The organism is Variovorax sp. GW821-FHT09D04 (assembly GCF_059416405.1).
The window spans coordinates 854815-868621 of sequence record NZ_JBWKPA010000002.1; the positions used below are offsets into that span (position 1 = coordinate 854815).

General features: G+C 67.6%; 15 protein-coding genes. 5 read left to right on the forward strand and 10 right to left on the reverse strand.

Translation table 11 applies throughout. The features are described from left to right. Positions 1-84 precede the first annotated feature (84 nt). Both AC07O4_RS10270 and AC07O4_RS10275 read left to right on the forward strand, forming a co-directional pair. Positions 85-1254, forward strand: a complete 1170-nt coding sequence (locus AC07O4_RS10270; RefSeq protein WP_495304452.1) for an ABC transporter substrate-binding protein — start codon at positions 85-87, stop codon at positions 1252-1254. Positions 1255-1355: 101 nt separating this feature from the next. After that, on the forward strand, positions 1356-1706 hold the full coding sequence (locus AC07O4_RS10275; RefSeq protein ID WP_492742533.1) for a hypothetical protein: 351 nt from the start codon (positions 1356-1358) through the stop codon (positions 1704-1706). A 4-nt stretch (positions 1707-1710) separates the two neighbouring features. On the opposite strand, the gene AC07O4_RS10280 is transcribed toward AC07O4_RS10275, so the two are convergent. The 8 genes from AC07O4_RS10280 to AC07O4_RS10315 form a co-directional block, all read right to left on the reverse strand. Next, entirely contained in the window at positions 1711-2439 is a 729-nt protein-coding gene (locus tag AC07O4_RS10280; RefSeq protein WP_487850448.1) for an ABC transporter ATP-binding protein, read from the reverse strand. After that, positions 2432-3208, reverse strand: coding sequence for an ABC transporter ATP-binding protein (locus AC07O4_RS10285; protein WP_492742534.1), 777 nt, complete (start codon positions 3206-3208; stop codon positions 2432-2434). Before AC07O4_RS10285 ends, AC07O4_RS10280 begins: the two co-directional genes overlap by 8 nt. Then, entirely contained in the window at positions 3205-4167 is a 963-nt protein-coding gene (locus AC07O4_RS10290; RefSeq protein WP_307696760.1) for a branched-chain amino acid ABC transporter permease, read from the reverse strand. Before AC07O4_RS10290 ends, AC07O4_RS10285 begins: the two co-directional genes overlap by 4 nt. Then, positions 4164-5024 carry a branched-chain amino acid ABC transporter permease gene (locus AC07O4_RS10295; protein WP_062470478.1) on the reverse strand — a complete coding sequence of 287 codons (861 nt, stop codon included), beginning with the start codon at positions 5022-5024 and terminating at the stop codon, positions 4164-4166. The genes AC07O4_RS10290 and AC07O4_RS10295 overlap by 4 nt, the downstream gene beginning before the upstream one ends. A gap of 36 nt (positions 5025-5060) precedes the next feature. Continuing rightward, positions 5061-6263, reverse strand: coding sequence for an ABC transporter substrate-binding protein (locus AC07O4_RS10300; RefSeq protein ID WP_492742535.1), 1203 nt, complete (start codon positions 6261-6263; stop codon positions 5061-5063). Positions 6264-6360: 97 nt separating this feature from the next. Beyond that, positions 6361-6684, reverse strand: coding sequence for a 2Fe-2S iron-sulfur cluster-binding protein (locus AC07O4_RS10305; protein ID WP_492738571.1), 324 nt, complete (start codon positions 6682-6684; stop codon positions 6361-6363). Positions 6685-6695: 11 nt separating this feature from the next. Next, the gene (locus AC07O4_RS10310; protein WP_495304453.1) at positions 6696-8141 is read right to left on the reverse strand and encodes a glutamine synthetase family protein; all 1446 of its coding nucleotides are present in this window, start codon (positions 8139-8141) and stop codon (positions 6696-6698) included. 9 nt (positions 8142-8150) lie between these two features. After that, positions 8151-9488, reverse strand: a complete 1338-nt coding sequence (locus AC07O4_RS10315; protein WP_495304454.1) for an aromatic ring-hydroxylating dioxygenase subunit alpha — start codon at positions 9486-9488, stop codon at positions 8151-8153. Positions 9489-9785: 297 nt separating this feature from the next. Between AC07O4_RS10315 and AC07O4_RS10320 the strand changes: the two genes are divergently transcribed. Continuing rightward, positions 9786-10520: a GntR family transcriptional regulator gene (locus AC07O4_RS10320; protein ID WP_495304455.1), complete on the forward strand. Its 735-nt coding sequence runs from the start codon at positions 9786-9788 to the stop codon at positions 10518-10520. A gap of 16 nt (positions 10521-10536) precedes the next feature. Here AC07O4_RS10320 and AC07O4_RS10325 read toward each other — a convergent pair whose 3' ends face one another. Next, positions 10537-11343, reverse strand: coding sequence for a metallophosphoesterase (locus AC07O4_RS10325; RefSeq protein ID WP_495304456.1), 807 nt, complete (start codon positions 11341-11343; stop codon positions 10537-10539). Between the two features lie 129 nt (positions 11344-11472). Here AC07O4_RS10325 and AC07O4_RS10330 point away from each other — a divergent pair, with 129 nt between their 5' ends. After that, positions 11473-11646, forward strand: a complete 174-nt coding sequence (locus AC07O4_RS10330; RefSeq protein ID WP_167394953.1) for a hypothetical protein — start codon at positions 11473-11475, stop codon at positions 11644-11646. Positions 11647-11696: 50 nt separating this feature from the next. Here the strand turns inward: AC07O4_RS10330 and AC07O4_RS10335 are convergent, their stop codons facing one another. Next, entirely contained in the window at positions 11697-12668 is a 972-nt protein-coding gene (locus AC07O4_RS10335) for a LysR family transcriptional regulator (protein WP_062470498.1), read from the reverse strand. A gap of 123 nt (positions 12669-12791) precedes the next feature. Here AC07O4_RS10335 and AC07O4_RS10340 point away from each other — a divergent pair, with 123 nt between their 5' ends. Further along, entirely contained in the window at positions 12792-13334 is a 543-nt protein-coding gene (locus tag AC07O4_RS10340; RefSeq protein ID WP_495304457.1) for a hypothetical protein, read from the forward strand. Positions 13335-13807: the final 473 nt, after the last annotated feature.

The window sequence follows — 13807 nt, forward strand, 5'->3', positions numbered from 1 at the left end:
GTTTGTCATGACCGATCCAGTGAGGTGCGTTACATTTCTGTTTGAAATGTGAACTTTTGTCACCGACTATTGGAGGCTTTGATCATGACCGTCCCCGTGCCGCGCGAGTCGACCGCGCCGCTTTCCACCAGCCGCCGCCGCGCCCTTTCCGGGCTGGCCGCCACGACGGCCGCCGCGGCCGGCGTCGGGCTGGGATTTCCGGCGTTCGCGCAGAACCGTGCGATCCGCATCGGGACGACCTTCGACAACAGCAGCGTCGAAAAGGCCAATGGCCAGGGCCTGTACCAGGGCTCCACCGCGTTCTTCAACGCGCTGAACAAGGCCGGCGGCATCCACGGCAGCAAGGTCGAGCTCGTGATGGCCGACGACACCTTCAAGCCCGAGGTGGCCAAGGCCAACGCGCTGGCCTTCGAAAAAGACGGCTCGGTGCTCGCGCTGGTGCACCCGCTGGGCACGCGCCAGACCGCCGAGGTGATGGACGCGGTGCCCGGCATGGCCGTGGTCGGCCCGATCACCGGCACCATCGCGCTGCGCAAGAAGACCTCGCCCAACACTTTCTGGGTGCGCGCCAACTACGACCAGGAGGTCGACAAGCTGGTGAGCACGGCCGCCGTGCTGGGCCAGACCCGCATCGGCCTCGTGCATTCGAACGACCCGCTGGGCCAGTCGGTGCTGGCGGCGTTCAAGAACGCGCTGGCCAAGGCCAAGCTGGAGCCGGCGGTGATCGCCACCACGCCCAACACCACGAGCATGGAAGTGGGCCCGGCCGCCGAAGCCATCGCCAAGGCCAAGCCGCAAGTGGTGGTGGTCGGCCTGGCCGGCACGGCGCCGGTGTTTTTGAAGGCGCTGCGCGGCGCGGGCAACAGCAGCTCGGCCTACGGGCTGTCGATCACGGCCAGCGCGCTGTCGGCCATGGGCGACCTGGCGCGCGGCCTGGGCTTCGTGATCGTGGTGCCGTCGCCGTACTCGACCAAGTTCGAAATCGTGCGCCGCTACCAGGCCGACATGGTGGCCAACGGCACCAAGGAGTTCTCGCTCACCAGCCTGGAGGGCTACATGAACGCCGCCGTGCTGGCCGAGGGCCTGCGCCGCGCCGGCCCCTCGCCGACGCGCGCCGCCGTGCTCGGCGGCATGGCGAGCATCGAGAACTTCGACCTGGGCGGCGTGAAGATCAACTACGGCCGCTCCAACCGCGAAGGCGGCCAGTTCGTGGACGTGGCCGTGATCGGCAGCCGCGGGCAGATGCTGAGCTGATGCGGTCGAGGCGTACCGCGCGCTGCGGCGCACGGTAGCGCCTGCCGGTACGCCGGCGCGCGCACGGCCCTGTCGCGGGCCGGCGTGCTTACAGTGCGGCCATGACCCTCGAACTCATCCTGGGCCTCGGCCTGCTGGCCCTGGTGCTGCTGGACCTGGCCCTGTTCTTCCTCGTGCGCTGGGCCGTGCTGCGCGAGTACCTGGGCCCGCTGGTGGCCAGCCTCGTCTACGGCCTGTGCCTGGCCGTGCTGCCGTACTTCGTGTGGTGGGGCCTGGGCACCCACGTGCTGTTCGGCAAGGACACGACCTTCCTGGCGCCCGTGGTGGACGTCGGCCTGGCCTTCATCCTGTACACCTGCGTGTGGCTGTCGTGGGGCGTGAGCCTGATCGCCGGCGGACTGGCGTCGTGGCGTTTCTTTGTCGGTGCCCGGCGGATCGGCCTGCTGGCCTGACGGTTCAGCCGGCCGGCGCCTCGGCGATGCCGACGCCCAGCAAGCCTTCGAGCAGTTCCTTGTCGGCCGCGAGCGCCGCACTCGGGCCCGCATGCACGACGGTGCCGCGCTCCAGCACGATCGCCTGGTGCGTCATGTCCAGGGCCAGCACCGGGTGCTGCTCCACCACGATCGAGGCCAGGCCTTCCGATTCGCACAGGCGCCGGATCGCTGCCGCCAGCTCTTCCACGATGATCGGCGCGAGGCCTTCCATGGGCTCGTCGAGCAGCAGCAGCTTCGGGTTGGTCATGAGCGCGCGGCCGATGGCCAGCATCTGCTGCTCGCCGCCCGAGAGCTGGTTGCCGTAGTTGCCGCGCCGCTCGCGCAGGCGCGGAAAGAACTCGTACACGCGCTGCAAGGTCCAGCTGCCGGGGCGGGCGATCACCGTGAGGTTTTCTTCCACCGTGAGCGAGGGGAACACTTCGCGCTCCTGCGGCACCCAGCCCAGCCCCGCGCGCACGCGCTGGTGCGCGGGCCAGCGCGTGATGTCGGCGCCTTGCCAGCGGATCGCGCCCTGCATCACGCGGGTGTTGCCCATCAGCGTTTCGAGCAGCGTGGTCTTGCCCACGCCGTTGCGCCCGAGGATGGCCAGGCTTTCGCCGGGCCGCAGCGAGAAGTCGAGGCGGTCGAGGACCACGGCGTTGCCGTAGCCGGCGGTGACGCGGTCGAAGGCGAGTGCGGCGGATTCAGCCATGGTGGTGCGAGCTTCCCAGGTAGACCTCGCGCACGCGCGGGTCGGCGCCGATCTCGGCGGGCGTGCCTTCGGTGAGGATGCGCCCGCCCACCAGCACCGAGATGCGGCGCGCAAAGCGGAACACGAGCTTCATGTCGTGCTCGATGAAGAGCACGCTGATGTCGGCCGGCAGCGCCGCGATGGCTTCGAAGAGTTCGCCGCTCTCGTCCTCCGGCACGCCGGCGGCGGGCTCGTCGAGCAGCAGGATGCGGGGCTTGGCGGCGAGCGCCAGCGCGATCTCGAGCAGCCGCTGCTTGCCGTAGGCCAGCTCGGCCACGGGCACGTCGGCCAGGGCGTCGAGCTTCAGCGTGGCCAGCAGCGCATGCGCCTCGTCGAACACGGCGGTGCAGCCCTTGAGCGGCCGCCACCAGGTGGCGCCCAGCCCTTCGCGCTCGCTGATCGCGAGCACCACCGACAGCAGCGGCGTGAGGCTGGGGAACAGCGTGTTGATCTGGAAGGTGCGCGCCAGCCCCATGCGGGCGCGCTTGTCGCCGGGCAGGCGCGTGATGTCGCGCGGGCCCAGGTGGATCTGGCCGCTGGTGGGCTTGAACACGCCCGTGAGCAGGTTGATGAGCGTGGTCTTGCCGGCGCCGTTGGGGCCGATCAGCGCCTGCCGCGCACCGGGTTCGAGCGACAGGTTGACGTCGCTCACGGCCTGGAAGGCGCCGAAGCGGATGCCCAGGTTCTGCGTGCGCAGCGCGTGCGTGGTGGTTGCGGTGGTGGAACTCATCGCGCCTTCCCCGTGCGCACCACGCGCGAGAGCGCGCCCATGATCCCGCCGCGCCCGAGCATGACGGCCGCGATCAGGAAGATGCCGAGCCAGAACATCCAGTACTGCGGGTTCATGTCGGCGAACCAGTCGTGCACCAGCATGTAGACGATGGCGCCGATGAGGCCGCCATACAGCCGCCCGGTGCCGCCGAGCACGAGGATGATCAGCACTTCGGCCGAGCGGTTGAAGCTGATCGACTCGATGCCCACGAACTGCGTGGTCTGCGCCAGCAGCGCGCCCGCCACGCCGGCCACGGCGGCCGACATCGCGTAGGCCATGCGCAGGCGCGCTTCCACCGGCGAGCCGATGGCCGTCATGCGCTTGCGGCTGTCGTGGATGCCGCGCAGCGCCAGTCCGAAGGGCGAGCGCAGCACCAGCCGCACCAGCAGGAACATCGCGAGCACCACGCCGAAGGCATAGCCGAACGCGGTCTTGCCGTAGAGGTCGAAGTCGAACAGGCCCAGCACCGGCGCGATCACCACGCCCTGCAGGCCGTCGGTGCCGCCCGTGATGCCCGAGAGCCGGTTGGCCAGCTCGAACAGCAGCACGCACACGCCGATGGTGATCATCAGCCGCGTGAGGTCGGCGCCGCGCACCACGAGGTAGCTCAGCACATAGCCCAGCAGGCCGCACACGGCGAGCGCGAACGCCAGGCCGGTGAAGGGCTCGCTCCAGCCGTACTTGGCGAGCAGGCCGGCCGCATAGGCGCCCGCGCCGAAGAAGGCTGCGTGGCCCACGGTGAGGATGCCCGCGTAGCCCAGCGCCATGTCCAGCGACACGGCGAAGAGCCCGAAGATCATGATCTGGCTCATCAGCGTGAGCTTGTCGGGCAAGAGGAAGAAGCTCGACGCGAGCGCGAGCCAGAAGGCGATTTCGGCCACGCGCAGCTGCGCGGGGGACAGGCTCAGCGGCTTCATGCGAGCCCCTTCTTGGCGACGATGCCGTTCGGGCGCACCAGCAGCATGACGATCATGAACACGTAGATGAGAAAGGCGCCGGTTTCAGGCAGGTAGTACTTGCCCGCCACGTCGACGATGCCGACCAGCAGCGCTGCAATGAAGGGGCCGGTGACGGTGCCCGCACCGCCCACGCACACCACCATCAGGAAGTAGACGAGGTACTTGAGCGGGAACGACGGCTCCAGCCCCAGCATGCCCAGGCTCAGCGCGCCGCCCAGGCCCGCCAGGCCGCAGCCCAGCGAGAAGGTCAGGAAGAACAGGCGCTGCACGTGGATGCCCGTGCCGCCCGCCACGCGCTGGTTGTCGACCGCGGCGCGCACCATCGCGCCGTAGCGCGTCTTGCCCAAACCCAGCAGCAGCGCGACCAGCACGGCCACGCCGCAGCCGATCAGGAACAGGCGGTAGCGGCCCACTTCGAGGCCCAGCAACGACACCTGGCCCTCGAGCGCCTTGGGCAGCGTGAAGGGCTGCATCGTCGGGCCGAAGAAGTAGGTGAACGCGGCGATCGAGACGAACACCACGCCGATCGACAGCAGCACCTGGTCCAGCGGGTGCGCGCGGTACAGCCGCCGGTAGAACACGAACTCCAGCACCGCGCCCACCACGGCCGCCGCCACGAAGGCCGCCGCCAGCGAGAGCCCGAAGCCCAGGCCCCACTGGTTCATGAGCACGCTGGCCGCGTAGCCGCCCACCATCGCGAAACTGCCGTGCGCGAGGTTGACGAAATTCATGAGTCCCATCGTGATGGACAGGCCCACGCCGATGAGAAACAGGAGCATGCCGTAGGCCACTCCATCGAAGATCACGATGCCCATGAATTTCCTGCTTGCTGCGTGCTGGCTGGCGTTGGCTTACTTGGGAGCGGCTTCCTTGGCCGGGTCCTTGACGCGCTCGAACTTGTCGAACTCCACGTTCACCAGCTGGCCGTTGGCGCGCTCGGTCTTGCGGATGTAGACGGTCTGCACGATGTCGCGCGTGGCGGCGTCGATCTCGATCGGGCCGCGCGGGCTCTCGAAGCTCAGGCCCTTGAGCGCGTCCATGAACTTGTCGCCGGCGGTGTCGCCCTTGGTCTTGGCCAGCGCCAGGTCGATGGCGGCCATGGTGTCGTAGGCGGTCACGGCGAAGTAGCTGGGGCGCAGCTTGGCGCCGTTGTCGGCGGCGAAGTCCTTCACGAACTTCTGGTTCTTGGGCGAGTTGTGCGCGAACGAGTAGTGGTGGCTGGTGACCAGGCCCAGCGCCACGTCGCCGGTGGCGTCCAGGTAGCTGTCGTCGGTGGCTTCGCCGGTGGCGAAGAGCTTGATGCCGGCTTGCTCCATGCCGCGCTCCTTCCACACCTTGAGGAAGGCCGGCGGCATCACGCCCGAGGGGAAGAAGAAGAACACGGCCTGGGGCTTGGCGTCCTTGATGCGCTGCACGTAGGCCGAGAAGTCGGGGTTGTTCATCGGCGTGCGCACCTCGCCCGAGACCTTGCCGCCGCCGGCGGTGAAGGCCTTCTTGAACGCGGTCTCGGCGTCCACGCCCGAGGCGTAGTCGGCGACCACGGTGTAGGCGTCCTTCACGCCCTGCTTGAGCATGTAGCGCGCCATCGGGTCGGTGACCTGCTGCACGGTGAACGACAGGCGCGCCACGTAGGGCGAGCTGGTGGTGATGGCCGAGGAGGCGGCGTTCATCACCAGCGTGGGGATCTTGGCCTGCGTGGCGATGGCGCCCACGGCGTAGGCGTTGGGGCTGAAGTCCAGGCCGGTGAGGATGCTCACCTTGTCGCGCACGATGAGTTCCTGCGCGATGCGCTTGGCGGCGTCGGGCGCCGGGCCGGCGGTGTCCTTCTTGATGATTTCGACGGCGCGCCCGCCCACCTTGCCGCCGTGCTCCTTCAGATAGAGCGCGATGCCGGCGTCGAACTGGCGGCCGTAGTCGGCGTAGGGGCCGGAGTAGGTCGCGATGAGGCCGATGCGCAGCGGCTCCGTGGTCTGGGCTTGAGCGGCACCCGCCATGCCGAGGCCGGCGAGCAGCAGGGTCGAGAGGAGGGTTCGCTTGGTCATCGTCGTCGTCATGAAAAAACGCCTTTCAGTGGGAGTGGAATGCGCCGCACGGGCGCCGCTGGCTTGTAACCGGATGTTGGGCAGCGGGCGATGATGCCCGACACGTTGGTCAGACCTGTGTATCGGGCACACGCACCGTGAGGCCATCGAGGGCGGCGCTCACGCTGAGCTGGCAACTCAGGCGCGAACCGGGCCGGCGCTCGGACGCGACGGCATCGAGCAGCGCGCTTTCCATGTCGTCAGGCGGCGGCAGCAGTTCGAGGAACGCGTCGTCGACGTAGACGTGGCAGGTCGCGCACGAGCAGCAGCCGCCGCACTCGGCGTCGATGCCGCGCACGTTGCCGCGGATGGCGGTCTCCATCACGCTGGCGCCGACCTTGGCGTCGACCTCGCGCGTGCTGCCGTCCTTGAGGATGTAGTGGATCGTGGGCATGAAAGAAGGGTTCAGAACATGTCGAAGTACTCGCGGTGTTCCCACTCCGAGACTTCGAGGTTGAAGCGGGCGATTTCCGCTTCCTTGATGTGGCACAGGTAGTCGACGAAGGTCTTGCCCATCTGCGTGTTGAGCATCTCGTCTTTGCGCAGGCAGGCGAGGGCGTCGCCGAGCGATCGCGGCAGTTGTTCGGCCGGTGTTTCGTAGGGCGCGTCGGCCGAGGGGCCGGGGTCGGTCTTGTTGTGGATGCCGTCCAGCCCCGAGAACAGCTGCGACGCGAGGTACAGGTACGGGTTGGCCGTGGGCTCGCCCACGCGGTTCTCGATGCGCGAGGCGTTCTGGCCCGGGCCGCCGAGCACGCGAAGCATCGCGCCGCGGTTGTCGCGGGCCCAGATCGCGCGGTCGGGCGCGAGCGAGAAGGGGCGGTAGCGGCGGTAGCCGTTGATCGTCGGGCTGGCGAGCGCGGCCGCACCGCAGGCGTGCGCCTTCAGGCCGCCGAGGTAGTGCATGCCGATCTCGCTGAGGTCGCGCCCGCCGGGCTCGGGCATGAAGGCGTTCACACCGTCGCTCTTGCGGCGCAGCGACTGGTGCAGGTGCCAGCCGCTGGACATCACGTTCGGGATCTTCGGGCGGCACATGAAGGTGGCGTGCAGGCCGGCGCGCTGGCAGATCTGCTTGATCGCGCTGCGCAGCAGCACCATGGTGTCGGCGGGCGTCACGCCGGCCGTGGGGCCGAAGGTGAGCTCGAACTGGCTCGGGCCGAACTCGATCTCCAGCGAGCGCAGCGGCAGGCCGAGCGCCACGAGCTGCGAGCGCAGCAGTTCCATGAGGCCGTCGACGCGGTCGTAGCGCAGCTCGGTCAGGTACTGGTGGCCGTGCGAGAGCAGCGACACGCGCGGCGGTTCGCCGGGCTGGCCCGAGTCGGGCAGGCCCATGCGCGCGTCTTCGAGCTTGAAGACGTGGAACTCGACCTCGAGGCCGGCGATGAAGTCCAGCCCGAGTTCGTCGAGCTGGGCCACCGCGCGCTGCAGGATCTGCCGCGTGGCGAAGGGGCAGGGCCGGCCGTCGGCCATGTAGGCGTCGCACAGGATCCAGCCGGTGCGCGGCGCCCAGGGCAGCACCTTGAAGGTGGCGGGGTCGGCCACGATGGTGAAGTCGGCGCCGCCCTGCAGGCCCTCGATGGCGAAGCCGCCGCCCTGCGTGAACACGGGGAACACGGTCTTGTGCGAGGTGTCCTTGGCCAGCAGGGTGGAAGTGAGGTTCACGCCCTCCCACAGGGCCGAGCGCGCTTCGCCCGCGACCAGGGTCTTGCCGCGCAGCAGGCCGTGCTGGTCGGGCCAGGCGAAGCGGACGGTGTCCACCTCGCCGCTGTCGATGCGGCGCACGAGTTCGCGCGCCTGCGCATGCTGGTCGGCCGACCAGAGACCGAAGCGGTCGACGAAGGTGTGGCTGTTCATGGCGCGTGCTCAGGCCGTGGCGGCCAGGCGTGCGGAGGCCCAGTCGGACTTCAGGCGGCGCGCGCGGTCGGCGTCCTGCCAGTAGGCCTCGGTGGCGGCCTCGTCGACCACTTTGCCGATGCCGTCGATCGACGGCGGGCCGGTCATGGCGCTGGCCTGCGCGGCGTCGATGAGCATCGGCGCGGTTTCGCCCGCGAGCGTGGCCTCGATGGCCTTCACCAGCACGCGGCGGTAGGCAATGATGCCCTTGTCGGTGCTGCCCAGGTGCTCGCGCGTGCGGTCCTGGATGGCGCCTTGCGACTCCACCGCCCACTGGTCGTGCACGTTGATGTCGTCGCCCATGCCGGTGTAGGTCTCGGTCAGCTGTTCTTCGATGCTGAAGCCGTAGTTGTTGCGCTTGTTCTTGCGCGAGGTGTAGTCGGGCAGCTTGTACAGCTTCAGGCGCTGGTCGCGCATCTGCTGCTTGTCGACCGGGCCGGTGAAGCTGGTGAACACGGCATACCAGTAGCAGTGCGTGTCGTCCACGGGCACGTGCCACTGCGAGATGGTCATCTCGGCGCTCATCGGGATCACGAAGGCCTGCGGGAACACCACGTTGGTCACGCGCACGTGGGTGGTGTCTTCCGACAGCTTGCGCAGCGCCTTGAGGCGGAAGCCGTAGTCGGTGGGCTCCACGCTGATGTCGGGCCGGTCGTACTCGCGCAGCACCTTGGTGATGGGCATGTCGGAGTCGGCCGAGGCGCCGCGGAACTGCTTGCCGTAGCTTTCCGACGTGTCTTCGTCTTCGAAGAAGCGGTGCAGGTACGAGGCGTGCGCGGGGTCGATGCCCACTTCGAGCGCCTGCAGCCAGTTGCATTCGAAGAGGCCCTTGAACGCGAAGGTGTGGCTGTCGGGCGCGACGAAGCAATCGAAGTCGGGGAAGGCCGGGGGCTCGCCCTCGCCGATGTACGCGAAGACGATGCCGGCCTTCTCGACCACCGGGTAGGCCGACTGCTTGATGCGGCTGCACAGCTTGCTGGTGGCGGGCTCGGCCGGGGTCTCCAGGCAGTTGCCCTTGGCGTCGAACAGCCAGCCGTGGAAGGCGCAGCGGATGCCGCCGTTTTCCAGCCGGCCGAAGGCCAGATCGGCGCCGCGGTGCGGGCAGTCGCGGTCGAGCATGCCGAGCTGGCCGCTCTCGTCGCGGAACAGCACGAAGTCCTGGCCCATGAGCTTCACGGGCTTGACCGGGCGCGGGCCCGCCAGTTCGTCGGCCAGGGCCACCGGCTGCCAGTAGCGGCGCAGCAGCTTGCCGGCGGGTGCGCCGGGTCCGACGCGGGTGATGAAATCGTTTTGCTCGGCGCTGATCATCGTGCGGGCTCCATCGAGAGGTCTTTGTCAGAAGGCCTGCAGGCATTGCATGCAGTTGTATGCATTGTCTTGGTGATTTTTGACAAAGGTCAAACTTTCATCAGCCGATTCGCCCTGTTTTGGGGCTTGGAGCGGCCATATATAGGGTTAACTCTGAGGTGGTTGTGTGTTTTTGACACACTTCTGTTTGCAGTGCATGCAACAACCGCGCCCGTTTGGCTATGCTGCGTGCAGTGGCGGGCGGGTCTCCTAGAATCCGCCCATTCATCCCTCCCCTTGTTGCCCTGGCGCCTCCCGATGGACTCCCAACAATCCCGCGTGCTCGTGCAACTGCGCGACCTGATCCTCAAGGGCGAATTCGTGCCTGGAGAGCGGCTGGCCGAGATCCCGCTGGCCGAGAAGCTCGGGGCCTCGCGCACGCCGGTGCGCCTGGCGCTGGCCAGCCTCGAGCACGAAGGGCTCATCGAGCAGTCGCCCAGCGGCGGCTACCAGATGCGCCGCTTCACCTCGCAGGAAGTGGCCGATGCCATCCGTGTGCGTGGCGTGATCGAAGGCTTTGCCGCCCGCCTGCTGGCGGAAGACGGTGTGTCGCGCCAGTTGCTGCGCGATCTGAAGGACTGCCTGGAAGACGGCGACCGCGCCGTCAACAAGCCCAGCATGGAGATCGACGACTACGCGGCGTACGTCCAGATGAACGACCGCTTCCACCGGCTGATCCTCGAAGGCTGCGGCAACCTTGCGCTCAAGCGCGTGATGGACATGCTCGGCGGCCAGCCCTTCGCCGCGCCCAGCGCGATGCTGCCCATGCAGTCGTCGATGGAGGAGGGCCAGCAGTGGATGCGCCAGGCGCACCGCACGCACCACGCGATGGTGCAGGCCATCGAGCGCGGCCAGGGCTCGCGCGCCCAGGCGCTCGGCGAGGAGCACGTCGAGATCGCGCGCATGAACCTCGACTACGCGCTGGAGCGGCCCGAACTCGCGGCCGAACTCATGCCGGGCATCCGGCTCGTGGCCAAGGGGCGCACCGCCTGAGCGGCGAAGCGACTGGTCAGCGGATCTCGATCAGCAGTTGGGGCTGATAGCCCTCTTGCTCGCCGTTGCTGCGGTAGCCCAGCGGATTGGCGACCACGCGGCAGCCGTCCTTCACATAGTCGAACGGGCAATGCAGATGGCCGTGCAGCCACAGCTGCGCGTGCGGCAGCAGCTCGTCGAGCGAATTGCAGAAACCCGCGGTGCCGGGCGTGAGCCCGTAGCGCGGATCGGCGCTCGCGAGGCTGGGCGCGAAATGGGTGATGGCCACCGTCGTGCCGTCGTAGGGCTGGGCCAGCGCGTCTCGCAACCAGGCCTGACAGGTGAGCGCTTGCTCTCTCATTTCGGCCGCCATGAAGGGCTTGCCGTTGCGCGTGCCGGCCATTTTCTCGAGGTAGAAGTCGGCCGCACGCATCGCCTTGCCGCGCTTCTTGAGCGCCTCGGCGAGGCCGTCGCGGGGCTCGACCAGCGCGTCGAAATCGGCCCACAGCGTGGTGCCGATGAAGCGGATGCCTTCGATGACCAGCGTCTCGCGCTCCAGCCAGAGGATGCCGAGCTCGTCGCACAGCGCCCGCAGGCGCGCATGCGTCGCGTCGAAATCGAGGTTGTCGTACTCGTGGTTGCCCGGCACGTAGACCACCGGCGTCGGCCAGCCCTTGCGCGGCGAGAAGCGGCCCAGGCCGAAATCGGTGTCCGTCAGGCGGGAGCCTTCCTGGTACGAGCCGATGTCGCCCCCGAGCACCAGCAGGTCGGCGCCCGGAATGGGGTCGGCATGAAAGTTGGGGTGGGATTCCAGGTGCAGGTCGGACAGCAGTTGCAGCTTCATCGTCGGGTCAGTCTAGGTGAATCGCACTATGCGTGAGATGCATAACTTGGGGCTTGCTTTGCTAGGGATTACCCTTAATCTACTTCCATCGTTAATCAACCCCGTCGCAGCCACAAGCCGCGCACCGTCATGTTCAGTCTTCTTGCCCAAGTGGCCCGTTTCTTCCGTTCGTCGCCGAGCCAGACCCCCGCCAGCCACGCTGCCGCGCTGATGGAAAGCGCCGACAGCCGTGCCGGTCGCGGTGCGCACCACGCGCAGGAGCTGCGTGCGGCGGCTTCCGCCTGGCTCAGCGTCGTCAGGTAATTCGCTGACGCGCGCCGCCCCGTGCGGCGCACCCGGGATCCAAGGGCAGGTCACGCCTGCCCGTGGACCGATCCCGCAAACGCCGCGGCCGCCGAGCGCAACAGCGCTGTGCGCAGCCACTCGTGCGAATGCCCATGCTGGGCGCGCCGGTGCCAGATGGCATCCACGTGCACCGGCGGCTGGTCGAAAGGCAGGTCCCGCACCACCAGCTGATTCTCGATGCCCGTCACGCTCACGAAGTGACGCGGCAACACCGCCAGCAGGTCCGAATTCGCGACCACGCGCCCGGCGGTGAAGAACTGGTTCACCGTCACCGCGATCCGCCGCTCGCGCCCCATGGCGCCCAGCGTCTGGTCGATGAAGCCGTACGGCCGCCCCGAAAAACTCACCAGCAGGTGCCGCGCTGTGCAGTAGCTGTCGAGTGTCAGCGGTGCGCTGGCCAGCGGATGGCCGCGTCGCATCACACAGACATACTGGCCCAGGTAGAGCCGCTGGGTCTCGAACGGCACCCCCACCCCCGACTGGCCGCGCGCCGCCAGGCTCGCGATCACGGCGGGAAAGTAGCCGATCGCCATGTCGACTTCTTCGTGCTCCAGCATGCGGCGCGGGTCGCGCGTGGTCAGCGGCAGCACGCGCAGCGAGATGGCCGGGGCTTCTTCTTCCGCAATCTTCACCAGGCCCGGCATGAGCTCGGCGGCCGTGGCGTCGGCCATGGCCAGCAGGAAGGTCGTGTCGGCGGTGCCGGCATCGAACTCGCCGGGCGCCAGTGTGTGCTGCAGCTGGCGCAAGGCGTCGCGCACCGTCGGCCAGAGGGCTTGCGCGCGCGGCGTGGGTTCCACGCCCGCACCGGAACGCCGCACCAGCTCGTCGCCCAGCAGTTCACGCAAGCGGCGCAGCGAGTTACTCACGGCCGGCTGGGTGATCGCAAGGTTGCGGGCGGCGCGCGTGAGGTTGCGCTCTGCCATCACCTCATCGAAGACGCGCAGCAGGTTGAGATCGAATGTGCGGAAATTGACATCCATCAGTGATATGAATGATAAACATCAGAAAGATAAAGTGGCGGAACACTGGGGTAATCCCTAATATCAGGGCATCGGCCTTGTTCGCCACCACTGATTACCACTTATCCCCAGGAGGGATGCATCATGACCAGCTTTGTCCACGTTGACCAACCCACCGAACATCCCGGCGTCCGTCGCGCCGAAGTTCTCTTCGGCCAGATCCAGGCCGCCCGTGCCAGCGCCCATGGCGCCCGTCCGCTGATCGCACTGTTCGTGCTGGCCCTCGCGGCCGCCGTGCTCGTGGTCGCCGACAAGATCGTCTCCAACTGGGACGAAGGCGCGCTGCTCGCCGCATGGACCGTGTTCTGCGTTGCCGCCATCGCCTTGTTCGCGCTCTTCGTCGGCTCGGTCCGCAAGAGCAGCCTGGCCACCCTGTGGCGCGAAGCTGCTGAGCGCCGGGCGCAAGCGCGTGCAGACGCCCGCTTCCTGGCGACCGCCCAGAGCGATCCGCGCATCATGCAAGAGCTGCAGGCCGCGGTGTGGCGCCAGCAGTCGGACGACGTCGTGTCGGTCGAAGCCGTCGCCAAGGTCGACGCACTGGCTCGCATGAACCGTCGTTCGCAAGAAGTGCGCATGCCCACGCTGTACGAAGCGATGCGCCGCATGAACAGCTCGCGCTATTACTAAACGAGGCTGAACCGGGCGCTGAGCGGCCGGCTGTAGTTGAGTTGGTTCAAAGGCCCGTCGGACGTATGTCCGACGGGCCTTTTTCATTGGTGGCTGAGCCGATGCAGGTTGGTGAATGTATCTGCTGTCATGGGGGTGCTGCGGGAGTTGCTCGATGGCGCCCTAGTTGGGGGGGCGTACGCCTCTATATATAAGGGGGCGAATGGAGTCGCGCCTGGGGAGCGCAGTGAGATCAAGCGACGCGGCAAGCTGTGGAGCGGTCTCACTGCAAGATTCTTTTCATCTCGTGTTGGCTTCGGCACCCAAAATGACATACACTGGCAGGCTTCGCTGCTGAATACCTCTGGTGTTCGAAGCGACCGGTGCTCTCAGGAGTGCTGGTTGTGAGTGGTGAAAAAAGTCTTCGAAAGTTGACGCGGTTTGAAAAAACAGTGCATAATCGAAGGCTTCGCTGAAACAACTTCAGCGACTTG